Source organism: Microbacterium sp. (assembly GCF_047606685.1).
In the GTDB taxonomy this organism is placed as follows: domain Bacteria; phylum Actinomycetota; class Actinomycetes; order Actinomycetales; family Microbacteriaceae; genus Microbacterium.
This window is the reverse complement of sequence record NZ_JASGEC010000018.1, coordinates 1-23,812: the sequence shown is the minus strand read 5'-3', so window position 1 is coordinate 23,812 and position 23,812 is coordinate 1. Positions and strand designations below refer to the sequence as shown.

Genomic DNA, 23,812 nt, shown 5'->3' with positions numbered 1-23,812 from the left:
CGGTGAGTCTCAGCCGAGGGGGGTCGTGGTGGTCGCCGTCGGGACCGCGTAGAGGGCTTCGACGTCGGCGGCGAAGTCGGCCAGGATCGCGGCGCGCTTGATGCTGAGCTTCGGGGTGAGGTGCCCGCTCGCCTCCGTCCACTCCGTCGGCAGGATGACGAACTTGCGGATCGACTCCGCGCGCGAGACGCGCTTGTTCGCCTGGTCGATGGCGTGCTGCACCTCGGCGCGCACCGCCTCGTCGGCAGCGGCGTCGGTGAGCGGCATGTCGGCGGGCAGGCCGTTGTTGCCGAGCCACGTGGGCAGCATCTCGGGGTCGAGGGTGACCAGGGCGCCGATGAACGGCTTCTGGTCGCCCACGACCACCACCTGCCCGACGATCGGGTTGGCGCGGATCGGGTCTTCCAGCACCGCGGGGGCGACGTTCTTGCCGCCGGCGGTGACGATGATCTCCTTCTTGCGGCCGGTGATCGTGAGGAATCCCGCATCGTCGAACGAGCCCAGGTCGCCGGTTTTGAACCAGTCGCCGTCGAACGCCTCCGCCGTGGCCTCGGGGTTGTGCCAGTACTCCCTGAACACGTTGATGCCGCGCACCTCGATTTCGCCGTCGTCGCCGAGGCGCACGCCGACGCCCGGCAGCGGCGGGCCCACCGTGCCGATCTTCGCCTTCGTCGCCAGGTTGACGCTGACCGGGGCGGTGGTCTCGGTGAGCCCGTAGCCCTCGAGGATGACGATGCCGAGACTGTGGAAGAAGTGCCCGAGCCGCTCGCCCAGCGGGGCCGATCCCGACACGGCGTAGACGACTTTGCCGCCCATCGCGGTGCGCAGTTTCGAGTACACGAGCCTGTCGAACAGGGCGAACTTCAGCCTCGCGCCGATCGGGATCTTCTCGCCCGCGGCCTCGAGCTTGGAGTGCTCGATCGCGGTGTGGGCGGCGGCGCGGAAGATCTTGCCCTTGCCGCCCGATTCCGCCTTCTGCTCGGCGGAGTTGTAGACCTTCTCGAACACGCGCGGCACGGCGAGCAGGAACGTCGGCTGGAACGAGGCCAGTGCCGGCAGCAGCTGCGTGGTGTCGGGCTGGTGGCCCGTCTTCACACCTGCGTGCACGTCGAGGATCGAAATGAACCGGGCGAACACGTGCGCCGTCGTGATGAACAGCAGTGTCGACGCGCCTGGCGACTCGACGACGTCGTGCAACGCCTTGGCCGAGTTGCGCGTCAGCTCGACGAAGTTGCTGTGCGTGAGCACACACCCCTTGGGGCGGCCGGTCGAGCCGGAGGTGTAGATGATCGTCGCGACGTCGGAGCCCTTCGCCAACGAGCGGCGACGGTCGATCTCGGCGTCGTCGACGTCTTTGCCCTGCTCGACGAGCTTGTCGAGGTCGCCGAGGTGCATCGCCCACACCGAGCGGATGAGGGGGAGGTCGGCGCGCGTCTCGTCCAGCCGCGCGGCATGGTCGGGCGACTCCACGATGCACGCGGTCGCTCCCGAGTCGGAGAGGCTCCACTGGATCTGCGAAGGCGAGCTCGTCTCGTACACCGGCACCATCACGGCCCCGGCGTAGAACAAGGCGAAGTCCACGAGCGTCCACTGGTAGGTGGTCTTGGCGATGAAGCCGACCTTGTCGCCGGGATCGACGCCGGCGGCCGCGAACCCCTTGGCGAGGGCGATGACCTGCTTCTCGAACTCCGCGGCGGTGACATCGCGCCATCCATCGCCCTCCGGCACCGCGAACAGCGCGCGGTCCGGGGTGGCCTTGACGCGCTCCGCCAGCAGGTCGGCGACATTGGCTTCGGGATCCGCGGGAACCACCGCTGGCACCTCGAACTGGACTCTGGTCGATCTGTCGGTCATTTCGGCAGCTCCTTCGGTACCGGATGGCGCGGTGTCGGTCCCCGGCAAGTCTATAATTCTTCGCGTTGCCGACCGGACGGCGCAGAACGGGTGCCCCGATGTTCTACTGGCTGATGAAGCACGTCGTGATCGGGCCGTGGGTCAAGGCGATCTTCCGGCCGTGGATCGTCGGCCGGGCCAACGTGCCCGCCGACGGCGCCGCCATCCTCGCCAGCAACCACCTGTCGTTCGTCGACTCGATCTTCCTGCCGCTCATGATCGACCGGCCCGTGACCTTCCTCGCCAAGAGCGACTACTTCACCGGCGCGGGGCTCAAGGGATGGGCGACGCGGGTGTTCTTCACGGCGACCGGCCAGCTGCCGATCGACCGCTCCGGCGGGCGCGCCTCGGAGGCATCCCTCAACACCGGGCTGCAAGTCCTCGGCCGCGGCGACCTGCTCGGCATCTACCCCGAAGGCACGCGCAGCCCGGACGGCAAGCTGTACCGGGGCCGCACCGGCATCGCCCGGATGGCGCTGGAGGCGCACGTCCCGGTGGTGCCGGTCGTGATGGTCGACACCGACACGATGATGCCCATCGGACACCGGATGCCCCGCGTCGTGCGGGTGGGCGTCGTGATCGGCGAGCCGCTGGACTTCTCACGATTCCGGGGCATGGAGGGCGACCGCTACATCCTGCGCTCGGTCACCGACGAGATCATGGTGGCGCTGCAACGACTGGGGGAGCAGGAGTACGACGACGTGTACGCCTCCGCCGTGAAGGACCGCCTCCAGACCGTCGCGCGCGCCGAGCGAGCACACGCGCGCCGATAGACTGAAGGGATGCTCCAGCAGATCGACTCCCTCGACGCGTGGCGCTCGCTGCCCATCAAACAGCAGCCCGCATGGTCGGACGCCGGCGAGGTCGCCGCCGTCTCCGCCGAGCTCGCGACGCTGCCCCCGCTCGTCTTCGCCGGCGAGGTCGACAACCTGCGGGAGCGGCTGGGCCGGGCCGCGTCTGGCCGGGCGTTTCTGCTGCAGGGCGGCGACTGCGCCGAGACGTTCGCGGGCGCGACCGCCGAGCAGATCCGCAACCGCATCAAGACGGTGTTGCAAATGGCCATCGTGCTGACGTACGGCGCGTCGATGCCGGTCGTGAAGATGGGGCGGATGGCGGGCCAGTTCGCCAAGCCGCGCTCGAGCGACACCGAGACCCGTGGCGACGTCACACTGCCCGCGTACCGCGGCGACATCGTCAACGGCTACGACTTCACCGAGGGCTCGCGTCGCGCGGACCCGCGGCGAATGCTGAGCGGGTACCACACGGCGGCGTCGACGCTGAACCTCATCCGCGCGTTCACGCAGGGCGGGTTCGCCGACCTCCGCGAGGTGCACTCGTGGAACAAGGGGTTCGCGCAGAACCCGGCGAACCAGCGCTACGAGCGACTGGCCACCGAGATCGATCGCGCGATCAAGTTCATGGAGGCGGCCGGCGCCGACTTCGACGAGCTGCGCCGCGTCGAGTTCTACACCGGCCACGAGGGCCTGCTGATGGACTACGAGCGGCCGATGACGCGCATCGACTCGCGCACCGGCACGCCGTACAACACGTCGGCCCACTTCCTGTGGATCGGCGAGCGCACTCGCGAGCTGGACGGCGCGCACGTCGACTACTTCTCCCGCATCCGCAATCCCATCGGCGTCAAGCTCGGGCCATCGACATCGCCCGACGCGGCGCTCGAGCTCATCGACAAGCTCGACCCCGAGCGCGAGCCCGGCAGGCTGACGTTCATCACGCGGATGGGCGCGGACCGGATCCGCGACGCGCTGCCGCCGCTGCTGGAGGCGGTGCGGGATGCCGGGGCGACGCCGCTGTGGGTGACCGATCCGATGCACGGCAATGGCATCACGACCCCCACCGGGTACAAGACACGGCGGTTCGACGACGTGGTCGACGAGGTGCGCGGGTTCTTCGAAGCGCACCGCGCCGCGGGCACGTTCCCTGGCGGCATCCACGTCGAGCTCACCGGCGACGACGTCACCGAGTGCCTCGGCGGCTCGGAGATGATCGACGAGGCGACGCTGGCGACCCGCTACGAGAGCCTGTGCGACCCTCGCCTGAACCACATGCAGAGCCTGGAGCTGGCGTTCCTCGTCGCCGAGGAGCTCGAGAAGCGCTGACCTGCTGCTGGCCGGCTACTGGCCGAGGGAGACGATCTTGATCTGGGTGCCGGGCAGCTGCGAGGTTCCCACGCCCGGCTCGAGCGACTGGACCGTGAAGAGGTCCCACAGCAGGTTGCCCTCCAGCGACGTGACCGGCGTGAACCCCGCCGACTTGAGAGCGTCGTAAGCCTGGTGCACCGTCTGCCCGACGACATCAGGGACCACGATGGGCTCCGGCCCCTTCGAGACGATGAGCTGCACGGTCTGGCCGGGACGACGGGCGCCGTCGACGGGCACGAGGCCGATCACCTTCCCGGCATCCACGTCGTCGCTGTACTCCTCTTGCTGGTCGGGCGAGACCTGCAGGTTGACGGTGTTCAGGGTCCTGGTCGCGAGGATCACCGTCAGTCCGCGCACATCCGGCACCGCGCCGACCGAGACGCTGAAGCGCACGGTGTCGCCCTCGTGCGCCTCGCATCCCTTGTTGCACTTGACCGCCTCGCCGTCGCGCGGTGTGAGCCGGACCGAGGTCACGACGTCTTTCTCGGCGGACGAGCTGAAGACCTGCCTGCGCTCGTCGTCGACGACGAGCCCCAGGTCTTGGGCGGCGGCGGCCGCCTCGCTGTCCGTCATTCCGGTGAGGCGCTCGATCGTGATCGGCCGCGGGCCGTCCGAGACGAGCACGGTGACCAGCTCGTCCTTGTCGACGCGCGTGCCCACAACGGGGTCGGTGCCCACGGCGAGGCCCGCCTTCACGTCCAAGTCGTACACGCGGCGCTCCTCGGCGCGCAGCGCGTTCTTCTCCAGCAGCTTCCGCGCGTCCGCGAACGTCTGATTCGACACGTCCGGCACGGCGACGAGCGACCCGGGACCGGACCCGAACCACCAGCCGCCGACTCCGGCGAGCGAGGCCAGCAGCAGCACGATGACCATCAGCCAGGCGCCGCTCGCGCGCCGGCTCCGGACCCGGCGGCGCAGCTTCGTGGCGTTGTCGACATCGTCGATCGTCGTCGTGGGCGCGGTGATCGCGGCGGGCAGCACTTTCGTCAGGTCTGCCGTGCTCGCCTTGTCGTCGGAGAGGGGGAGGCCCGAGGTCGCCGCCGTGACAACCGGCGTGATGCCGAGGTCGCGCTCGATCTCGCGCAGCCGGTCGAGCATCTGCTGCGCGTTGCCGGGCCGCTCGTCGGGGGACTTCTCGGTCGCCCACAGCACGAGCTCGTCGAGCGCTTCGGGAACGCCGGGATTGCGGGCGCTCGGCCGGGGCACCGACTCCGTCGCGTGCTGGTACGCGATCTGCATCGGCTGCTCGCCCTTGTAGGGCTGCTCGCCCGCCAGCATCTCGTAGAGCATGATGCCGAGGGCGTAGATGTCGCTGCGGGCGTCTGCGGTGCCGCGGGTGACGAGCTCGGGCGCGAGGTAGGCGATGGTGCCCAGCAGCATGGCCCCGCTCGCGGTGTTCGCCGTGGTGGCGCGGGCGAGGCCGAAGTCGCCGATCTTGATGCGCCCGTCCTCGGCGAGCAGGATGTTCTCCGGCTTGACGTCGCGATGCACGATGCCGGCTCGGTGCGCGGCGGCCAGGCCTTGCAGCGTGGCGTCCATGATCGTCACCGTCTGGGCGACGGTGAGCCGGCGCTGCTCTCGCAGCAGCTCGCGCAGCGTGATGCCGGGCAAGTACTCCATGACCAGATAGGCCATGTCCGCATCCTGCCCCTGGTCGAACACGTTGACCACGTGCGGATCCGCCAGGCGTGCGGCGGCGCGCGCCTCCTGGATGAACTTGCTCTGGTACACCGCGTCGTCGGTGAGGTGCCCGTGCATCACCTTCAGGGCGACGCGCCGTTCCAACCGCAGGTCCGTCGCGACGTAGACGGTCGCCATCCCGCCGCGAGCGATGCGAGCGCGCACCCGGTACCGGCCGTCGACAAGACGGCCGATCATCGGATCGACCTGCTGGCTGGTGCTCACGGGTCGAGTCTAGGTTCGGGATGCTGGGAGCCGGTGGAGCGGCTCACCCGTGCGCGCGCAACCATGCGTGGGCGTCGTCCTCCCACCGCGCGTACCGATCGGGGTACGCGGAGATCTGCACGGCCTGCGCCGCCTGCGCGAACGACATGTCCTTCCAGCCCGGGATGTCGAGCAGGCCGCGTGTGCGGCCCGCGTTCGGGTTGTTCGGGCCCCCGTAGAACACGCGTGTGGACCGTTCGGCGTCGCGCACCTGCGCCGACGAGCCCCAGCCTTGGCTCGGCCGTTGCTGGAACAGGCCGAGCGAGTCGCGATCGCCTCCGTCGAGGTTGCGCAGCGACGACTCCTGCATCGCGGCGCCGAGAGCGATGGCGATGCCGCGATTCGGCACGCCGAGCTGCCGGCCGACGCGGATGATGAGTTTCGCGTTGCGCCGCTGCTCGGCGTCGAGCGCGACGATTCCCGACGCGCTGGCCGTGCTCTTGGTCGAGGCGGCCGAGCTCGCGGCGGGGATTCGGAGCTTCTGGCCGGGGTAGATGATCGAGGAGGCCGTGAGCGCGTTGGCGGAGAGCACGGCCTCGGTGGACAGGCCGTGCTGGGCGGCGATCGCGTACACCGTGTCTCCCGCGCGCACCGTGTGGAGGGCTGTCGCCTTCGCCGTCGGCTGGGCGGCGCGAGCTGCCGGCGCCGCGTCGGATCCGGGAATGCGCAGCTTCTGCCCGGGGTAGATGATCGACGACCACGACAGGCCGTTTGCCGAGAGCACGGCGCGCGTGGAGACGCCGTGGCGCTCGGCGATGCCGCTCACCGTGTCGCCGGGTTTGACCACGTGCGCTGTCGCGGCCCGGCTCGCGGCCACTGTCGTCGCCGGCCGCGCGAACGAGGAACCCGGGTGGATGGCGGGCGCCGCGGAATGCGCGACGGACTCGGCGGCGGCGGATGTCGGGAGCCCCAGCGTGACGATCAGCGATCCCGCGATCGCAATGGGCAGGCCACAGCCGCGCCCCGGCCGGCGCGGTTCCCTGTGTCGCAAGAGCGTCCCCTCTCCGTGACTCCTGAAACCGTGCCACGAAAGTAAACTTCTGTCAACCAATGTGAAATATGTGACTTGTGTTACTCAAGTGAAGAGCGCCGTGGAACGCGGCCAGGGGCCGCGCCGAGGTGACATAGTGGCATCGTGACCGGCGACATCCCTCCCTCCGACCAATGGCTGACCCTCCCCGACGTCTCGGACGCGCTGGGCGAGCCGCTCGGACGCGTGCGGCGGTTGCTCGACGAGCGCCACCTCATCGCGTCGCGACGCCACGGCGGCGGTCCCCGTGTGCCCGCCGCGTTCATCGTCGACGGCAGGCCGCTCGCATCGCTGCGGGGAACGGTCTTCGTGCTGCACGACGCCGGCTTCTCGGACGACGAGGCGATCGACTGGCTGCTCGCGCCCGACGAGTCGATCGGCGTGGCGCCCATCGACGCGCTGCGCGAGGGGCGCAAGAGCGAGGTCCGGCGCGTGGCGCAGACGCTCGCGTAGCCCTACGCGGCGCGCACCGTCGCGGCGCGCGCCAGGTCGCGCAACTCGCCCACGGCAGCGTTGTCGAGGCGCGCGCCCACCAGGGCGCGGTCGGCCTGGCGGGCGTAGTCGGCGATCATGGCCTCGACGCGGTCGAGGGCGCCGGCATCTGCGATCGCGCGCTGCAGCGTGGCGATCTGGCTGTCATCCAGCGCGGGGTCGCCGAGCAGCTCGTCGATGACGCGCCGCCCGCCCGCAGGCAATGCCTCCCGAGTGAGCGCGATGAGCACGGTGCGCTTGCCCTCTCTCAGGTCGTCGCCGGCCGGCTTGCCCGTCACCGCGGCGTCGCCGAACACGCCCAGCACGTCGTCGCGCAGCTGGAAGGCGAGCCCGAGCGGCTCGCCGAAGGCGGCGAGCGCTGAACGCTGCTCCTCGTCGGCGCCCGCGAGCGCGGCGCCCAGCAGCAGCGGCTGCTGCACGCTGTACCGGGCAGACTTGCTGAGGGCCACGCGCAGCGCCCGCTTCGCGTGGCTATCGTCGGGCGCGGTCGCCCACGCCGACTCCTCCGCCACGTCGAGGAACTGGCCGATGGTGACATCCCGGCGCATGCGCCCGTACAGAGCACGGGCCGCTGCCGCGCGCTCGGCGGGCGCGAGGGCCAGCCCCTCTTCGAAGAGGTCGTCGCTCCAGCCCAGCAGCAGGTCTCCGAGCAGAACCGCCGCGGAGCGGCCGAACGCCGCCGAGTCGCCGAGCCAGCCCGCGTCGCGATGGGCTGCCTCGAGCGACCGGTGTGCCGCGGGCCGGCCGCGACGCGTGTCGGAGTTGTCGATCAGGTCGTCGTGGACAAGGGCCGCCGCGTGGAACACTTCGAGCGCCGCCGCGGCCGTCACCACCGCGTCCGGCACGGGCTGCGCGCGGCCGCCGGCGTCGGCCACGGCCCGCCACCCCGTGTGCAGGAAGCGCGCTCGCAGCCTCTTGCCGCCGGCGAGCGCCCGCACGCCGGCCTCGACGAAGCCCGCCGCGTCCGGCCCGAGCCCGGCGACCTCCGCGCGGACGGCGCGCGCGTAGCTATCGAGTCGCTGGGAAACCGCGTCCACCAGGTGCGTTGCAGCCGTCACGGGCCTAGCCTAGTAATGACGACGACGAGTAGAATGCGAGTCGCAGGCCACAGCCAGAGGGGAACCCGGATGCCACTCTCCGAACAGGAGCAGCGTCTGCTCGACGAGATGGAACGTCATCTCATGCACAACGACGCAGACGTCGTCAGTGCGCCGCGCGACGGGCGGACGATCAGCTATCGCAACATCGTCTACGGCTCGATCATCCTGCTGGTCGGCATCGCCGCCCTCGTGCTGGCCATGCCCCTCAAGCTCATCGTCCTCGGCGTCGCCGGTTTCGTCCTCATGGTCGGCGGCGTCGTCCTGGCCATCACCCCGACGCGATCCGCCGCCGGCCCGGCGCCGCGCGCGGCGGAGACGCCCCGCCCGGCCCCGAAGGACTCGTCGTCATTCATGGACCGCATGAACGACCGCTGGGACCGCCGACACGACGGCGGCTGACCCGCTTCCCGCCTCCCCCGAGCACCGGCCCCCGTGGGCCGGTGCTTTTTTGTGCGCAGCAGAGGAGGACGCAGCGGGCCACGGGAAGAATTGTGGAGGAAATTGATAGCTAAGTGGAGGAAAATGGAGTAGATTGGAGGGACTTCAACGCGGCCGGACGAGGGGGAGGACCCGGATGCTGCTGGGCACCCACACCCCCAAGCTCGACGACAAGGGCCGGTTGATCCTTCCCGCCAAGTTCCGTCGTGAGCTCGAAGACGGCGTGGTCATCACGCGCGGCCAGGAGCGCTGTCTCTACGTGTTCAGCGCCGCCGAGTTCGAACGGATCCACGACCGGATGCGCGAGGCGCCGATGGGCGACAAGCGGGCGCGCGACTTCCTGCGCATGTTCCTCGCCGCCGCCAGCGACGAGAAGCCCGACAGCCAGCACCGTGTCACGATTCCGCCGGCGCTGCGCTCGTACGCGGGGCTCGAGCGCGAGCTCGTGGTCGCGGGCATCGGCGGCCGCGCCGAGATCTGGAACGCGGATCGTTGGGCGGAGTACTCCGCCGCTCACGAGAGCACGTTCGCCGACCTTGAGGAGGAGGTGTACCCGGGACTGTTCTGACCTCCGGCTGCGATCTCCAGCCGCTCCCGCCCTGACGCACTTCCCCGGCGCCAGGTCGGAGCGGAGGGGGATCGGAGCCAGGGGCCCCGAAACCCCGGCCGACAGGACATGAGCCTCCGCGACATCCACACCCCCGTCTTGCTCGAGCGCTGCGTCGAGCTGCTCGCGCCCGCGGTCGCCCGCGACGGCGCCGTGCTCGTGGACGCCACGCTGGGCATGGGCGGGCACGCGGAGGCCTTCCTCACCCGCTTCCCCGGCCTGCGCCTGATCGGCCTCGACCGCGACACCGACGCGCTGCGGATCGCGCGCGAACGACTCACGCCCTTCGCCGACCGCGTGACGCTCGTGCACACGGTGTACGACGGCCTCGCGCCCGCCCTCGCCTCCGCGGGCGCCGCCGCAGCCGACGGCGTCCTGTTCGACCTCGGCGTGTCGTCGCTGCAGCTCGACGAGGCGCCGCGCGGATTCGCCTACGCGAAGGACGCCCCGCTGGACATGCGGATGGACCAGACCGCGGGGCGCACCGCCGCCGACGTGCTCGCCGAGTCCAGCGAGGGCGAGCTGAGGCGCGTGTTCGAGCACTACGGCGAGGAGAGGCTTGCGGCCAGGTACGCGCGCGCCATCGTGCGTGCCCGCGCCGAGGCTCTCATCGAGCGCTCCGGCGAGCTCGTGCGCATCATCGTCGAGGCAACCCCCGCCGCCGTCCAGCGGTCGGGACACCCCGCGAAGCGCGTGTTCCAGGCGCTGCGGATCGAGGTCAACGAGGAGCTCGGGGCGTTGGAGCGAGCGATCCCCGCGGCGCTGGATGCGCTCGTGGTCGGAGGGCGCATGGTCGTGCTCTCATACCAGTCCCTTGAGGACCGGCTGGTCAAGCGCGCCTTCGCCCAGGCGTCCGCGTCCACGGCGCCGCGCGGACTGCCCGTCGAGCTGCCGGAGTTCGCCCCGCGATTCCGGCTGCTGGTCAAGGGCGCGGAGCGGGCAGACGACGACGAGCGCGCGCGCAACCCGCGCGCCACCCCCGTCCGGCTGCGCGCCGTCGAACGACTGCGGGAGGCGGCATGAGCGCTGCGAACGAGGCGCTGGCCGCGCTGCCGGCTCGGCAGGAGCGGCCGAGGCATCTGTGGCCGGCCGCGCAAGGACGCCGCCGTCGTCCGCGGCTCGCGTACGCCGTCATCGCGGTGGCCGGCGCGCTCGCGATCCTCGCGGCGCAGATGGGCTTGTCGATCGCCGCCACCGAGGCATCCTTCCGCGTGAGCGAGCTGACCGCGCAACAGCGTGAGCTCACGTGGCAGAAACAAGAGCTCTACGACCAGGTCGCCGGCCTCAGCTCCCCGCAGTACCTCGCCGCGAACGCGGCGTCGCTCGGCATGGTGATCAACCAGTCGCCCACCTACCTGCGCTTGAGCGACGGGAAGATCATCGGCAGCAAGAAGGCGGCGGGGTATCAGTCCTCGGTCAACGCGCTGGGCAAGAGCGCGGTCTCCAACGCGCTCGTCGAGGACACGCCGCTGATCACCGACCCGGATGCGACGATCGCGGGCGCGCCTGAGGAGGCCGCGACCGAGACCGCGGATACTCTGCCCCCACCGATCACCGACGGGCTGCCGACCCCGAACACGCGCTAGAACCACCGAGAGCCGAGATGACCACTCACAGCACCCGCAGTCCGCGCCGCCGCACCGTCGTCGCATTGGGCGTCGTGCTCGCCGTGCTGGTGGCCTTCGGCGTGCGGCTCGTCGACATCCAGGTGGTCAACGCGGACCAGCACGTGCAGGACTCGATCACGGTCGGAAACCTCGGCGAGGAGGTGACCCTCAAAGGCACGCGCGGCTCGATCGTCGACATGAATGGGCGCGTGCTGGCCAAGAGCACGCTGCTCTACGACGCCCAGCTCTCGCCGTCGAACGTCGTCGAGGAGTACGAGAAGGCGACCGACGACACGCCCTCGTGGGAAGAGACGGCGAAGAAGATCGGAAAGATCACCGGCCAGTCGGCGAAGGAGGTCATGAAGATCGTCTCCGACGCGCTCGCGAAGGACCCGAAGTCGCAGTTCGCCTACCTCAAGCGGGGAATCACAACCGAGCAGTACCGGGACCTCGCCGAACTCGGCCTGTCGTACATGAGCTTCACCTCGCAGCCGTCCCGCGTCTATCCCGAAGGAGCCGTCGCCGGCAGCCTCGTCGGCTTCGTCGGTGTGGACGGCGCGCCGCTGGAGGGTCTCGAGCTCACCCGGGACGATTGCCTGGCCGCCACCGACGGCAGCGAGACGTTCCAGCGCGGCAAGGACGGCGGCGTCATTCCCGGCACGAAGGCGGAGACCCCCGCCGTGGACGGTGGGACGCTCTCGCTCACGATCGACAGCGACTTGCAGTGGTACCTGCAGCAGCTCATCGCCGAGCAGGTGAAGAAGTACAAGTCGGTCAGCGGCACGATCACCGTCGTCGAAGCCAAGACCGGCAAAATCCGCGCAGCCGCCGAGTACCCGACCGTCGACCCCAACAACATCGAGGCGAAGGGCTCGTTCCTGCGCAATCGGGTCTTCCAAGACCAGTTCGAGCCGGCGTCGACGTTCAAGGCGCTCTCGGCCTCGGTGCTCGTCGACGCGGGCGGGCAGACCCCGCGCTCGACGGTGCGCGCGTCGGGCCGGGTCTCGTTCGCCAACGGGGCGAAGGTGCGGGACATGTCCGACCATGCCGCCGTCACCTACACGCTCAACGGCGTGCTGGTGGAGTCGTCCAACACCGGCATCTCGAAGTTCAGCCAGCGCGTGAGCGCGAAGACCCGCTACGAGTACCTGAAGAAGTTCGGCATCGGCAGCGGCAGCGCCGTCGGCTTCGGAGCCGAGGCGAAGGGCGATCTGAAGCCGGCGTCGCAGTGGGACAACCAACAGCTGTACGACACGAACTACGGCCAGGGCCTGACCACGACCGTTCCCGAGCTCATCGGCGCGTACAGCGCGATCGCAAACGACGGCGTGCGTGTGCCGCTGCAGCTGATCGAGTCGTGCACGAAAGCCGACGGCACCGTCGTGAAGACCGAGCAGCCCGACCCCGTGCGCGTGCTCAGCAAGAAGAGCGCGAAGCAGGTCACCACGATGCTGGAGAACGTGTACATGCAGGCCGGCTACGCCGACGCCGTCCAGGTGCCTGGCTACCGCGTCGCCATGAAGTCGGGCACCGGGCAGAAGACGAAGGTGGGCGGCGGCGGCTACAAGTCCGGCGTCTGGTACACCCTCATGATCGGATTCGCGCCCGCCGAGAACCCCGAGTACATTGTCGCGATCACGCTGGACGAGCCGACCAAGGTAAAGTCGTCGGCGGCTGACGCCGAGGGATTCCAGAAGGCCATCACCCACGTCATGAAGACGTACCGCGTGATGCCCTCGACCACAAAGGCCAAGAAGCTCCCCATCTACAAGTGACATCCGAGCCCGCCCACGCCCGAGGGGCTGCGCGCCCGGTCGGAGGAACCATGATCGCCCTGACACTCGCCGAGCTCGCTGCCGCGGTGGACGGGCGGCTCGTTCCCGCCCGCGGCGACGGTGGCGACACGGTCGTCTCGGGCGCGGTCGACACCGACTCGCGGCTGATCGGGCCCGGTGGCGTGTTCGTGGCCAAGCCCGGCGAGACCACCGACGGGCACCTCTTCGTGCCCGCAGCGGTCGACGCTGGCGCGGCTGTCGCGATCGTCGAGCGGGAGGTGGACGCCGACGTGTCGCAGATCGTCGTCGCCGACGTGCTGGACGCCCTCGCCGAGCTCGCGCGCGAGGTCGTGGCGCGCGTGCGCGCGCAGGGCCGGCTGCGCATCGCCGCGATCACCGGGTCCAACGGCAAGACCACCACGAAGAACCTGCTCGCCCGAATCCTCAGCGACGAGGGGGAGACCGTCGCGCCGCGCGCGTCGTTCAACAACGAGGTGGGCGCTCCGCTGACCATGCTCCGCGTCACGGCCGACACCCGCTACCTCGTGAGCGAGCTCAGTGCCCGAGGCCCGGGAGAGCTGACGAGGCTGGCCAGGCTCATCGAGCCCGACGTGGGCGTCGTGCTCATGGTGGGGATGGCGCACGGCGGCCTGTTCGGCAGCATCGAGGCGACGGCGGCGGCGAAGGCCGAGCTCGTCGAGCAGCTGCGTCCCGGCGGGGTCGCCGTGCTCAACGCCGACGACCCGCGCGTGGCGGCGATGGCCGAGATCGCCGCGAGACGGGATGCCGCGGTGCGCTGGTTCGGGCAGCGCGCCGCCGCCGACGTGCGCGCGCAGGATGTCGAGGCCACCGCGGCCGGCACGACCCTCACCGTGACGGCGGACGGCGTGTCGCGCCCGCTCCGGCTGCGCGTGATCGGCGCCCACCACGTGAACAACGCCCTCGCCGCGATCGCCGCCGCGACCGCGCTCGGTATTTCTCTGGACGACGCGATCGCGCGGCTGGAGACCGTCGAGCTTGCCGAGCGCTGGCGCATGCAGCCGATGGGGTCGGAGTCGGTGCGCATCATCAACGACGCCTACAACGCGAGCCCCGACTCGGTGTCGGCCGCGCTGCGCGCGCTCGCGCAGATCACCGGCCCCGACGAGCGCACCGTGGTCGTGCTGGGCGCGATGAGCGAGCTGGGGGAGTTCGCCGGAGAGGAGCACGACCGCATCGGCGAGCTCGCCGTGCGGCTGCGCATCCAGCGCATCGTCGTGGTCGGCGACGACGCCCGCCGCATCTACCTCGCCGCCGTGGGCGAAGGCTCGTGGAACAGCGAGGCGGTGTTCTTCTCGACCGCGGACGAGGCGTTCGACTACCTGCGCGGCGAGTTGCGCGACGGCGACCGAGTGCTGGTGAAGTCGTCGAACGCGGCGGGTCTGCGGTTCCTCGGCGATCGTCTGGGAGAATCCTTCTCGTGAGATCTCTCCTGACCGCGGCGTCGATCTCGGTGGCGTTCTCTCTGTTTCTGACGCCCGTGTTCCTGCGGCTGTTCCGCCGCTGGGGCTGGGGCCAGGTGATCCGCACTCCCGAAGCGATCGAGAATCCGAGCCACGCGGAGAAGCGCGGCACGGTCACGATGGGCGGCACGATCTTCATCGCCGGCACGATCGTCGGCTATCTCGTCGGGTGTTTCGTCGGGGGGAATCCGCCCACGATCTCCGGCCTGCTCGTCCTGTGGATGATGCTGGGCTTCGGCGTGGTCGGCTTCATCGACGACTACATGAAGGTGCGCCGCCAGCGCAGCCTGGGCCTGTCCGGGTGGCGCAAGATCGCCGGGCAGGTGATCGTCACCGTGCCGTTCGCAGTGGTCGCGCTGAACTTCCCCAACGTCCTGAACCAGACGCCGGCATCCGCTCAGATCTCCATCTTCCGCGACCTGCCGCTCTTGTCGTTCATGCTGCTTCCCGCCGTCATCGGGTGGGCGCTCTACCTGGCGTGGGTGTCGTTCATCGGCGTCGCCTGGTCCAACAGCACCAACGTCACCGATGGCCTCGACGGCCTGGCCGCCGGCTGCGGCGTCTTCGTCGTCGGGGCGTACAGCCTGCTCGCGTTCTGGCAGTTCAACCAGTCGTGCACGAGCAACGCCATCGACCCCACCGTCTTGTCGGCGTGCTACCCGACCCCGAACCCGTTCGACCTCGCGATCATCTCGGCGTCGTTCGTCGGAGCGCTCGTGGGGTTCCTGTGGTGGAACGCGCCCAAGGCGGAGATCTTCATGGGAGACGTCGGGTCGATGGCGATCGGCGGCGTCATCGCGTCGCTGTCGGTCCTCACCCGCACCGAGATCCTCGCCGTCCTCCTTGCCGGCGTGTACATCATCGGCCCCGGTTCGGTGATCGTCCAACTCACCTACTTCAAGCTCACGCGCGGCAAGCGGCTGTTCTTGCAGAGCCCGTTCCACCACCACCTCGAGATGCGCGGCTGGCAAGAGGTCAAGATCGTCGTGCGCTACTGGATCATCGCCGGCATGCTCGCGGTGACCGGCATCGGGCTCTTCTACGCCGAGTGGCTCTCGCGCACATGAGCGGCCGGCTCGACTCTCTGACGAGCTGGCACGCGGACTGGTCGGGGCTGCGGGCCGCGGTGCTCGGGCTCTCGGTGACCGGCTTCGCAGCCGCCGACACGCTCGCCGAATTGGGCGCCGACGTGCTGGTGGTCACCGAGGCCGCCGCCGACGAGTACGCGCGACTTCTGCCGGTGGTCGGCGCGCGCCTGTGGCAGGGAGGCCTGGACGCGGTCCCGGCCGAGCTCGTCGACTTCGACCCCGACGTCGTGATCGCCTCGCCCGGCTTCGCGCCTCAGCATCCGCTCATCGCGTGGGCGCGCGAGACGGGAGTCGCGCTGTGGGGCGACATCGAGCTCGCCTGGCGCGTGCGCGACAAGGTCGTGCGCGCCGACGGCACGCCCGCCGACTGGATCCTCGTCACCGGGACAAACGGCAAGACCACGACGACGCAGCTGGCCGCGACGATGCTCGCCGCCGGGGGCCTGCGCGCCGCGCCGTGCGGAAACATCGGCGTGCCGGTGCTCGACGCGGTGCGCGACCCCGCCGGCTTCGACGCGCTCGTCGTGGAGCTGTCCAGCCACCAGCTCTGGTACCTCGGCCTGCAGGCCGGCCCCGACCGGGTGTCGCCGCATGCCGCCGTCTGCCTGAACCTGGCCGACGACCATCTCCAGTGGCACGGCTCGTTCGAGGCCTACCGCGCCGCGAAGGCGCACGTCTACGACCACACGAGGGTCGCGTGCGTGTACAACAAGGCCGACCCGGCGACGATGCGCATGGTGGAGGACGCGGATGTCGTGGAGGGCGCCCGCGCGATCGGGTTCGACCTCGGCAGCCCCGGCCCGAGCGACCTCGGCGTCGTGGAGGGCATCCTCGTCGATCGCGCGTTCCTCGACGACCGCCAGCACCGCGCGCTGGAGCTCACGACGCTCGACGAGCTGCGCGCGCTCGGGCTGTCCGCGCCGCACGTCGTCGCCAACATCCTCGCCGCCGCCGCGCTCGCGCGCTCGCTCGAGGTGTCGCCGGAGGCGATCAGCGACGCGCTGCGCGGCTTCCGCCTCGACCCGCACCGTATCGAAGTCGTCGCCGTCGGGCGCGGCGTCACGTGGGTGGATGACTCGAAGGCCACCAACCCGCACGCGGCGGCGTCGTCGCTGGCCGCCTACCCCGGTGCGATCTGGGTTGTCGGAGGCCTGTTGAAGGGGGTCGACATCGCGGCGCTGGTGGCCGCGCGCGGCGGCGCGGCGAAGGCCGCTGTCGTGATCGGAGCCGACCGGGCCGAGGTGGTGGCGGCGTTCGCGCGACACGCGCCGCAGGTGCCCCTGTTCGAGGTCGACCACACCCAGACTGAAGACGTCATGGCCCGCGTCGTCGAACTCGCGGCGGAGGCCGCCGACGACGGCGATGTGGTCCTGCTCGCGCCGGCGGCGGCGTCTTTCGACCAGTTCGCGTCGTACGCGGATCGCGGGCAGCGTTTCGCCGCGGCGGCGCGGGAGTGGATCGGGAAGGGGAGCGATGACCAGCACGATGCCCCCTCGCTCCCTTCCGGGGGAGCCTGACGCCCCGCCCCGCAAGCGCGGGCTCGCCGCGCGAGTCTCCCTCGGCCGCGTGTTCGCGCCCGTGCCGAGCGAGTTCCTGCTGATCGCGTCGACCGCGCTGCTGCTGACGTTGTTCGGCCTGGTCATGGTGCTGTCGGCGACCTCCGCGACATCCGCCGCCGCCGGCGGCAGCCCGTTCGAGGCGGTGCTGAAGCAGCTCGCGTTCGCGGCCGTCGGCGTCCCGCTCATGTTCATCGCGAGCCGGCTGCCGATCGGGTTCTGGAAGCGCGTGGCGTGGCCCGCGCTGCTGATCGGCATCGGCCTGCAGCTGCTGGTGTTCACGCCGCTCGGCTACGACCTCGGCGGCAACCGCAACTGGATCGAGGTCGGCGGGTTCACCGCCCAGCCGTCGGAGTTCCTCAAGCTCGCGCTCGCGCTGTGGCTCGGCTACGTGCTGTTTCGCAAGCAGACGCTGCTCGGACTGTGGCGGCACGTGTTCATCCCCGCGGTGCCGGTGGCTGCCCTCGTGATCGCCACGGTCATGGCCGGACACGACCTCGGCACGGCGATGGTGCTGTTCCTCATCTTCTTGGGCGCGCTGTTCTTCTCCGGAGTGAAGCTGCGGATCTTCATCATCCCGACCCTGGTGTCGGCGATCGCGATCGCGATTTTCGCGATCACGAGCCCTGACCGCGTGCGGCGCATCATGAGCTTTCTCAACACGAACTGCCTCGATGACTACTACAAGGACTGCTACCAGCCTCTGCACGGCATCTGGGGCCTCGCCGGCGGGGGGGTGTTCGGCCTGGGCCTGGGCAACTCCAAGGAGAAGTACGACTGGCTGCCGGCGGCCGCGAACGACTACATCTTCGCGATCGTGGGCGAGGAGCTCGGGCTCATCGGCTGCGCGGTCGTGCTGGCGCTGTTCGCGCTGTTCGCCGTGGGCGCGTTCCACGTCATCCGCAAGACCGACGACCCGTTCGTGCGCATCGTCTCCGGCGGCGTCACGGTGTGGGTTGTCGGCCAGGCGCTCATCAACGTCGGCGTCGTGCTGCGGGTCTTCCCGGTGCTCGGCGTCCCCCTGCCGTTCATGTCGCAGGGCGGGACGGCGCTGCTGTCCGTGCTGATCGCGTCGGGAGTGCTGCTGTCTTTCGCCAGATCGCTGCCCGACGCCGTCGCCCGCCGGCAGGCAGCGATCGACCGGGCGCGCGCCGCCGCCGGACGCTGACAGCACTGAGCAGGCGTCCGTCCGCTGACGTGCCCGGCGCGGTTCGCAGTTCAGGCGATTCGGCGTCGTCAGGACGATTCGCGAGCAAACGTCCTGAGCACGCGAAATCTCCTGATCTGGGAGAAGGCGAGAAGCGGGAGAGGGAAGAATGGATGCCGTGACGACCTACCTTCTGGCCGGCGGTGGCACCGCCGGCCACGTCAACCCCCTGCTCGCCGTCGCCGACGCGCTGCGCGCGCGCAAGCCCGGCGCCGATGTGCTCGTGCTCGGCACGCGGGAGGGGCTCGAGGCGCGCCTCGTCCCCGAGCGCGGCTACGAGCTGCTGTTCGTCGACAGGCTCCCGTTCCCGCGGCGCCCGAACCGCGACGCGGTCGCCTTCCCCGCCCGGTTCCGCCGCGCGGTCGGGCAGGCGCGCGACCACATCGCCGCGCGGGGCGTCGACGTGGTCGTCGGCTTCGGCGGCTACGCGTCGGCCCCGGCTTATGTCGCGGCGCGGCGCGAGCATGTGCCTGTCGTCATCCACGAGGCAAACGCCCTGCCCGGGCTGGCGAACCGGCTCGGCGCGCGGGCGGCGGCGGCCGTGGGTGTCGCCTTCGCCGGCACGCCCCTGCGCGGGGCGCGGACGGTGGGGATGCCGATGCGCCGCGAGCTGGTGGAGCTCGACCGCGACTCGCTGCGCGTCGAGGCGGCCGCGCGCTACGGGCTGGACCCGTCCACCCCGACGCTGCTCGTGTTCGGCGGATCGCTCGGCGCGCAGCGGCTCAACGACGCGTTCGCCGGCTCGCACCGCGACATCCTCGCCGCCGGCTGGCAACTGCTGCACCTCACCGGGGAGCGGCGCGACGGCGTCGAGGCCGGCGAGCCCGGCTATGCCGCGCCCCGCTACGAGGAACGCATGGAGTTCGCGTACGCGATGGCCGACGCGGTGGTCTCGCGCGCGGGCGCGGCGACCGTCTCCGAGATCGAGGCACTCGGCATCCCCGCCGTTTTCGTGCCCTACGCGGTTGGCAACGGCGAGCAGGCGCTCAACGCTCGGGCGGCGGTCGACGCCGGCGCCGCCGTGCTGATCGCCGACGCCGAGCTCACCCCCGACCGCGTGCGCGCCGAGGTGGTCCCGCTCCTGCAGGACGCGCAGCGGCTGGAGGGGATGCGGCGGGCCGCCGCCGGCGTCGGCACGCGGGACGGCGCGGCGAACCTCATCGCCCTCGTCGACCGGGCGCTCGCGCGCTGACCAGCGTGCCGGAGGCCCGGCATCCCCGACCCAACTTAGGATTGACGGGCCATGATCCGACCCGACCTGACCCTGCCGATCCCCGACGAGATCCACGCCGCGCACTTCATCGGCATCGGCGGCTCGGGGATGTCGGGGCTCGCCCGCATGTTCCTGAAGCGCGGCATCCGCGTCTCCGGCTCCGATCGGGCCGACAGCCCCGGGCTGCGGGAGCTGGAGCGGCTCGGCGCACACGTGCATGTCGGCCACGACGCGGCGCACCTCGGCGACGCCGACACCGTCGTGCACACTGGCGCGATCTGGCCCGAGAACCCGGAGTACGTGCTCGCCAAGCAGCGCGGTCTGCACGTCATCCACCGTTCGCAGGCGCTGCACTGGCTGATCGGCGGGCGCCGCCTCGTCGCCGTCGCCGGCGCGCACGGCAAGACGACGTCGACGGGGATGGTCGTCACGGCGCTGCGCCGCCTGGGCGCCGACCCGGCCTTTGTCAATGGCGGGGTGATCGCCGAGCTCGGCGCGTCCAGCGACAGCGGCGCCGACGAGCTCTTCGTCATCGAGGCCGACGAGTCCGACGGCACGTTCCTTCTTTACGACACGTCGGTCGCGCTCATCACGAACGTCGACCCCGACCATGTCGACTTCTACGGCAGCGACGACGCGTTCCACGCGGCGTTCGCGCGCTTTGCCGACGCGGCGCGCGAGGCGGTCGTGATCTCCGCCGACGACCCGGGCGCGCGGCGCGTGCGCGCAGCCCTCGCCCACCCTCGCGTGCTGACGTTCGGAACCGCCGCTGACTCCGACGTGCGGCTCGGCGACGTGGTCGCCGACGGCCCCGTGTCGTTCACGCTCGCCCACGGCGGCCAGACGGTGGCAGCGCGGCTCGCGGTGCCTGGCGTCCACAACGCCGTCAACGCGGCGGGCGCGGTGGCCGCGCTGCTCGCGCTCGGCCACGGGCTCGAGGCGGCGGTGCGCGCGGTCGAGCCGTTCGCGGGCACCGCGCGCCGCTTCGAGCTGCACGGCGTCGAGCGGGGCGTCAGCGTCTACGACGACTACGCGCACCACCCCGCCGAGGTCGCCGCGGCGCTCTCGGGCGCGCGCACGGTGGTCGGCGACGGCCGGGTCATCGCCGTGCACCAGCCGCACACCTACTCGCGCACCGCGGTGATGTCGCCGTGGTTCGCCGAGGTGCTCGAGAGCCTCGCCGACGAGACGGTCGTGCTGGACGTGTACGGCGCCCGCGAAGACCCGGTGCCCGGGGTGACCGGCGCCCTGGTCAGCGAGGCGTTCCACGACGCCGACCGGGTGCGGTTCATCGCCGACTGGCAGGAGGCCGCCGACTACACCGCGTCGATCGCGCGCGCGGGCGATCTGGTGATCACACTCGGCTGTGGCAACGTCAATCTGCTTGTGCCGCAGCTCCTCGACGCGCTGGCCTCGTCGCGCGAGGGCGGGGAGTAGGCCGTGAAGCGGCCCGCCCCGTTGCCCGCGCCGCCGGTGAGCGCGGCGCCGGCCCGGCCGGAGCGACCCGGGCAGGAGAAAGCGGCAGACCCGGATGTCGGCGAGCGCGCGGCGCCGACGGATGCCGCCCCGGCGCTCCCCGCCGCCGTGGCGGAGCCCGCCGCGAGGCCTCTGCCGGAGGGCCCAGAGCGGGCGGACGACGATCCCGTGCGCCTGCGCGACGTGTGGGCGGCCTCGCGCGCGCGCCGCAAGGCGCTGCGCGCCGAGGTGCGACGCTTCACCGGCCGCGCGCGCCGTCGCCGTGCGGTCTGGATCACTGCCGCGGCATCCGTCGTCGTGCTCGCGGTCGGCACCCTCGCCGCCGCCTACAGCCCGCTGTTCGCCGTCGAGCAGGTCACCGTCGTCGGCGCCGACCGGCTCGACGCCGAGCAGGTGGAAGCCGCTTTGGCCGACCAGCTTGGAACGCCGTTGCCGCTGGTCGACGAGAGCGTCGTGAAGGAGTCGCTCGTGGCCTTCCCGCTCATCGAGACCTACAGCCTGGAAGCGCGGCCCCCACACGAGCTCGTGCTGCGGATCGTCGAGCGCACGCCGGTGGGGGTGGTCCGCTCGGCGGCTGGCTACACGCTGGTCGACGCGGCCGGCGTCGCCCTGTCCACCACGCAGGAAAAGCCCAAGGGCCAGCCGGTGATCGACGTCAGCGGCGGCCTGCAGACGCCGGCGTTCGAGGCGGTCGGGATGGTCATCCGGTCGCTGCCGAAGTCGATACGCCAGAAAGTCACCAAGGCGCGAGCCACGACGCCCGACGATGTCGTGCTCTCGCTTGGCGGCACGAGCACGTCGATCGTGTGGGGGAGCGCGGAGAAGTCCGCGATGAAAGCCCTCGTGCTGCGGAAGATGATGAAGCGGAAGCCGCCGAGCCGCGTCAGCGTCTACGATGTGTCGTCGCCGGAAGCGGTTGTGGTGCGCTGAGCGCGTCGAACGCCCGGCGAGCGGAACGGATGGCGCGACACGCCCGCGACGTGCGGCGTTGCGCGCGGACCACCGCATACCTTCTGAATCAGGAAATGCATACCGGGCAATACTTTAACCTTTCTGCTGAAGTTTAAGGTTGGCACCGGGCGAGATGCGCACTGTGAAGGGCACGGAGGCCGGCATGAGCCAAAACCAGAACTACCTCGCCGTCATCAAGGTGGTCGGCGTCGGCGGGGGTGGCGTCAACGCCGTCAACCGCATGATCGAGCTCGGCCTGCGCGGCGTCGAGTTCATCGCGATCAACACCGACGCGCAGGCGCTGCTCATGAGCGACGCCGACGTCAAGCTCGACGTCGGCCGCGAACTGACCCGGGGCCTCGGCGCCGGCGCCGACCCCGAAGTGGGCCGCCGCGCTGCCGAAGACCACGCCGAGGAGATCGAGGAGGCGCTGCGGGGCGCCGACATGGTCTTCGTGACCGCAGGCGAGGGCGGTGGCACCGGCACCGGAGGCGCGCCGGTCGTGGCGAAGATCGCGAAGTCGATCGGCGCGCTGACGATCGGCGTCGTCACGAAGCCGTTCTCGTTCGAGGGGCAGCGGCGCCAGCAGCAGGCCGAGACCGGCGTCGCCAAGTTGAAGGACGAGGTCGACACCCTAATCGTCGTGCCCAACGACCGGCTGCTCGAGATCAGCGATCGCGGAATCTCGCTGGTGGAGGCGTTCGCCACCGCCGACCAGGTGCTCCTGGCCGGTGTGCAGGGCATCACCGACCTCATCACCACGCCCGGCCTGATCAACCTCGACTTCGCCGACGTGAAGTCGGTGATGCAGGGCGCCGGGTCGGCGCTCATGGGAATCGGCTCGTCGCGCGGCGCCGACCGTGCCATCAAGGCCGCTGAGCTGGCCGTCGAGTCGCCGCTGCTCGAGGCCTCGATCGAAGGGGCGCACGGCGTGCTGCTGTCGATCCAGGGCGGTTCGAACCTCGGCATCTTCGAGATCAACGACGCCGCCCAGCTCGTCAAGGAGGCGGCGCACCCGGAGGCGAACATCATCTTCGGCACGGTCATCGACGACACTCTCGGCGACGAGGTGCGCGTCACGGTCATCGCGGCGGGCTTCGACGGCGGTGAGCCGCAAGCGCGCATCGAGCCGATGACCGCGCAGCGCGAGACCCCGGCGCTGCCGGTGGCGACCGCCGAGGAGGCCGCCGCCGAGGCGCACGAGGCGGCGCCCGAGGACCGCGCGCCGGTCAAGGTCGGCGCAGAGCCGGTCTTCGACTCCGCGTTCGACGACGGAGACCTCGACATCCCCGACTTCCTGAAGTAAGTGGAGCTCGCGAGCCGGCTCGCACGCGTCGACGCGGACATCGCGGACGCGGCGCGTGCGGTCGGCCGAGACCCGGCGGAGCTCACCCGCATCGTCGTCACGAAGTTCCATCCGCCGCAGCTCGTGCGCGAGCTGCACGCACTGGGCGTCCGCGATATCGGCGAGAACCGCCAGCAGGAGCTGAGCGCCAAGGTGGAGGAGCTCGGCTCCCTGCCCGGGGCGCGCTGGCACTTCATCGGGCAAGCGCAGACCAACAAGGCGCGCGCGCTGCGCGCGGCCGCATCCATCGTCCCCCTCGTCGTGCACTCGGTCGACCGTGAGCGCATCGCGAACGCGCTCGATGCCGCGGCCGGCCCCGAAGACCCGGCGCTGGACGTGCTGCTGCAGGTCAACCTCACCGACGACCCGGGCCGCGGCGGCGTCGCGCCCGCGTCCGCGGCGGCGCTGGCCGCGCACGTGGCGGCG

Annotated in this window: 21 protein-coding genes; 17 read left to right on the top strand and 4 right to left on the bottom strand. The window is 70.9% G+C overall.

Annotation, left to right across the window (positions count from 1 at the left end):
- Window positions 1-9: 9 nt before the first annotated feature.
- Window positions 10-1,854, bottom strand: a complete 1,845-nt coding sequence (locus QM611_RS02495) for an AMP-dependent synthetase/ligase (RefSeq protein ID WP_415078324.1) — start codon at window positions 1,852-1,854, stop codon at window positions 10-12.
- Window positions 1,855-1,952: 98 nt separating this feature from the next.
- Between QM611_RS02495 and QM611_RS02490 the strand changes: the two genes are divergently transcribed.
- Window positions 1,953-2,666 carry a lysophospholipid acyltransferase family protein gene (locus QM611_RS02490; RefSeq protein WP_415078323.1) on the top strand — a complete coding sequence of 238 codons (714 nt, stop codon included), beginning with the start codon at window positions 1,953-1,955 and terminating at the stop codon, window positions 2,664-2,666.
- A 9-nt stretch (window positions 2,667-2,675) separates the two neighbouring features.
- Entirely contained in the window at window positions 2,676-4,013 is a 1,338-nt protein-coding gene (locus tag QM611_RS02485; RefSeq protein WP_415078322.1) for a class II 3-deoxy-7-phosphoheptulonate synthase, read from the top strand.
- Between the two features lie 15 nt (window positions 4,014-4,028).
- Here the strand turns inward: QM611_RS02485 and pknB are convergent, their stop codons facing one another.
- Together pknB and QM611_RS02475 are read right to left on the bottom strand one after the other, a co-directional pair.
- Window positions 4,029-5,960, bottom strand: a complete 1,932-nt coding sequence (gene pknB / locus QM611_RS02480; RefSeq protein WP_415078321.1) for a Stk1 family PASTA domain-containing Ser/Thr kinase — start codon at window positions 5,958-5,960, stop codon at window positions 4,029-4,031.
- 43 nt (window positions 5,961-6,003) lie between these two features.
- Window positions 6,004-6,990 (bottom strand): LysM peptidoglycan-binding domain-containing protein, encoded by a 987-nt coding sequence (locus QM611_RS02475; RefSeq protein WP_415078320.1) that lies wholly within the window; start codon window positions 6,988-6,990, stop codon window positions 6,004-6,006.
- 144 nt (window positions 6,991-7,134) lie between these two features.
- On the opposite strand from QM611_RS02475, the gene QM611_RS02470 reads away from it, so the two are divergent.
- Entirely contained in the window at window positions 7,135-7,482 is a 348-nt protein-coding gene (locus QM611_RS02470) for an Rv2175c family DNA-binding protein (RefSeq protein WP_415078319.1), read from the top strand.
- Window positions 7,483-7,484: 2 nt separating this feature from the next.
- Here the strand turns inward: QM611_RS02470 and QM611_RS02465 are convergent, their stop codons facing one another.
- Window positions 7,485-8,579 (bottom strand): polyprenyl synthetase family protein, encoded by a 1,095-nt coding sequence (locus tag QM611_RS02465; RefSeq protein WP_415078318.1) that lies wholly within the window; start codon window positions 8,577-8,579, stop codon window positions 7,485-7,487.
- Window positions 8,580-8,648: 69 nt separating this feature from the next.
- On the opposite strand from QM611_RS02465, the gene QM611_RS02460 reads away from it, so the two are divergent.
- From QM611_RS02460 to QM611_RS02395, 14 genes are all read left to right on the top strand, one after another.
- A complete protein-coding gene (locus tag QM611_RS02460; RefSeq protein WP_415078317.1) occupies window positions 8,649-9,020 on the top strand; it encodes a DUF3040 domain-containing protein in 372 nt (123 codons plus the stop codon).
- A 175-nt stretch (window positions 9,021-9,195) separates the two neighbouring features.
- On the top strand, window positions 9,196-9,627 hold the full coding sequence (mraZ, locus tag QM611_RS02455; RefSeq protein WP_415078316.1) for a division/cell wall cluster transcriptional repressor MraZ: 432 nt from the start codon (window positions 9,196-9,198) through the stop codon (window positions 9,625-9,627).
- A gap of 108 nt (window positions 9,628-9,735) precedes the next feature.
- Window positions 9,736-10,689, top strand: a complete 954-nt coding sequence (gene rsmH, locus QM611_RS02450) for a 16S rRNA (cytosine(1402)-N(4))-methyltransferase RsmH (RefSeq protein ID WP_415078315.1) — start codon at window positions 9,736-9,738, stop codon at window positions 10,687-10,689.
- Window positions 10,686-11,252 carry a hypothetical protein gene (locus tag QM611_RS02445; RefSeq protein ID WP_415078314.1) on the top strand — a complete coding sequence of 189 codons (567 nt, stop codon included), beginning with the start codon at window positions 10,686-10,688 and terminating at the stop codon, window positions 11,250-11,252. The genes rsmH and QM611_RS02445 overlap by 4 nt, the downstream gene beginning before the upstream one ends.
- A gap of 17 nt (window positions 11,253-11,269) precedes the next feature.
- Window positions 11,270-13,048 (top strand): peptidoglycan D,D-transpeptidase FtsI family protein, encoded by a 1,779-nt coding sequence (locus QM611_RS02440; protein ID WP_415078313.1) that lies wholly within the window; start codon window positions 11,270-11,272, stop codon window positions 13,046-13,048.
- A gap of 50 nt (window positions 13,049-13,098) precedes the next feature.
- The gene (locus tag QM611_RS02435) at window positions 13,099-14,511 is read left to right on the top strand and encodes a UDP-N-acetylmuramoyl-tripeptide--D-alanyl-D-alanine ligase (protein WP_415078312.1); all 1,413 of its coding nucleotides are present in this window, start codon (window positions 13,099-13,101) and stop codon (window positions 14,509-14,511) included.
- Entirely contained in the window at window positions 14,508-15,617 is a 1,110-nt protein-coding gene (mraY, locus tag QM611_RS02430) for a phospho-N-acetylmuramoyl-pentapeptide-transferase (RefSeq protein WP_415078311.1), read from the top strand. The genes QM611_RS02435 and mraY overlap by 4 nt, the downstream gene beginning before the upstream one ends.
- Window positions 15,614-17,155: a UDP-N-acetylmuramoyl-L-alanine--D-glutamate ligase gene (gene murD, locus QM611_RS02425; protein WP_415078333.1), complete on the top strand. Its 1,542-nt coding sequence runs from the start codon at window positions 15,614-15,616 to the stop codon at window positions 17,153-17,155. The genes mraY and murD overlap by 4 nt, the downstream gene beginning before the upstream one ends.
- A complete protein-coding gene (gene ftsW / locus QM611_RS02420) occupies window positions 17,112-18,362 on the top strand; it encodes a putative lipid II flippase FtsW (protein ID WP_415078310.1) in 1,251 nt (416 codons plus the stop codon). Before murD ends, ftsW begins: the two co-directional genes overlap by 44 nt.
- A gap of 157 nt (window positions 18,363-18,519) precedes the next feature.
- Complete coding sequence (locus tag QM611_RS02415) at window positions 18,520-19,593, top strand: UDP-N-acetylglucosamine--N-acetylmuramyl-(pentapeptide) pyrophosphoryl-undecaprenol N-acetylglucosamine transferase (protein ID WP_415078309.1); 1,074 nt, start codon at window positions 18,520-18,522, stop codon at window positions 19,591-19,593.
- Window positions 19,594-19,644: 51 nt separating this feature from the next.
- Entirely contained in the window at window positions 19,645-21,051 is a 1,407-nt protein-coding gene (gene murC / locus QM611_RS02410) for a UDP-N-acetylmuramate--L-alanine ligase (RefSeq protein WP_415078308.1), read from the top strand.
- A 3-nt stretch (window positions 21,052-21,054) separates the two neighbouring features.
- Window positions 21,055-22,020, top strand: coding sequence for an FtsQ-type POTRA domain-containing protein (locus QM611_RS02405; protein ID WP_415078307.1), 966 nt, complete (start codon window positions 21,055-21,057; stop codon window positions 22,018-22,020).
- A 184-nt stretch (window positions 22,021-22,204) separates the two neighbouring features.
- Window positions 22,205-23,347 carry a cell division protein FtsZ gene (gene ftsZ, locus QM611_RS02400; RefSeq protein WP_415078306.1) on the top strand — a complete coding sequence of 381 codons (1,143 nt, stop codon included), beginning with the start codon at window positions 22,205-22,207 and terminating at the stop codon, window positions 23,345-23,347.
- Window positions 23,348-23,812 (top strand): YggS family pyridoxal phosphate-dependent enzyme (locus tag QM611_RS02395; protein ID WP_415078305.1); only part of this gene is annotated, 465 nt, incomplete at its 3' end.

Bases quoted from the DNA above. Each gene is read 5' to 3' on its own strand.
- mraZ (WP_415078316.1), top strand. From the start codon at position 9,196: ATGCTGCTGGGCACCCACACCCCCAAGCTCGACGACAAGGGCCGGTTG.
- murC (WP_415078308.1), top strand. From the start codon at position 19,645: ATGATCCGACCCGACCTGACCCTGCCGATCCCCGACGAGATCCACGCC.
- ftsZ (WP_415078306.1), top strand. From the start codon at position 22,205: ATGAGCCAAAACCAGAACTACCTCGCCGTCATCAAGGTGGTCGGCGTC.
- QM611_RS02485 (WP_415078322.1), top strand. From the start codon at position 2,676: ATGCTCCAGCAGATCGACTCCCTCGACGCGTGGCGCTCGCTGCCCATC.
- QM611_RS02490 (WP_415078323.1), top strand. From the start codon at position 1,953: ATGTTCTACTGGCTGATGAAGCACGTCGTGATCGGGCCGTGGGTCAAG.
- QM611_RS02460 (WP_415078317.1), top strand. From the start codon at position 8,649: ATGCCACTCTCCGAACAGGAGCAGCGTCTGCTCGACGAGATGGAACGT.
- QM611_RS02445 (WP_415078314.1), top strand. From the start codon at position 10,686: ATGAGCGCTGCGAACGAGGCGCTGGCCGCGCTGCCGGCTCGGCAGGAG.
- QM611_RS02440 (WP_415078313.1), top strand. From the start codon at position 11,270: ATGACCACTCACAGCACCCGCAGTCCGCGCCGCCGCACCGTCGTCGCA.
- QM611_RS02435 (WP_415078312.1), top strand. From the start codon at position 13,099: ATGATCGCCCTGACACTCGCCGAGCTCGCTGCCGCGGTGGACGGGCGG.
- QM611_RS02495 (WP_415078324.1), bottom strand. From the start codon at position 1,854: ATGACCGACAGATCGACCAGAGTCCAGTTCGAGGTGCCAGCGGTGGTT.
- ftsW (WP_415078310.1), top strand. From the start codon at position 17,112: ATGACCAGCACGATGCCCCCTCGCTCCCTTCCGGGGGAGCCTGACGCC.
- rsmH (WP_415078315.1), top strand. From the start codon at position 9,736: ATGAGCCTCCGCGACATCCACACCCCCGTCTTGCTCGAGCGCTGCGTC.
- murD (WP_415078333.1), top strand. From the start codon at position 15,614: ATGAGCGGCCGGCTCGACTCTCTGACGAGCTGGCACGCGGACTGGTCG.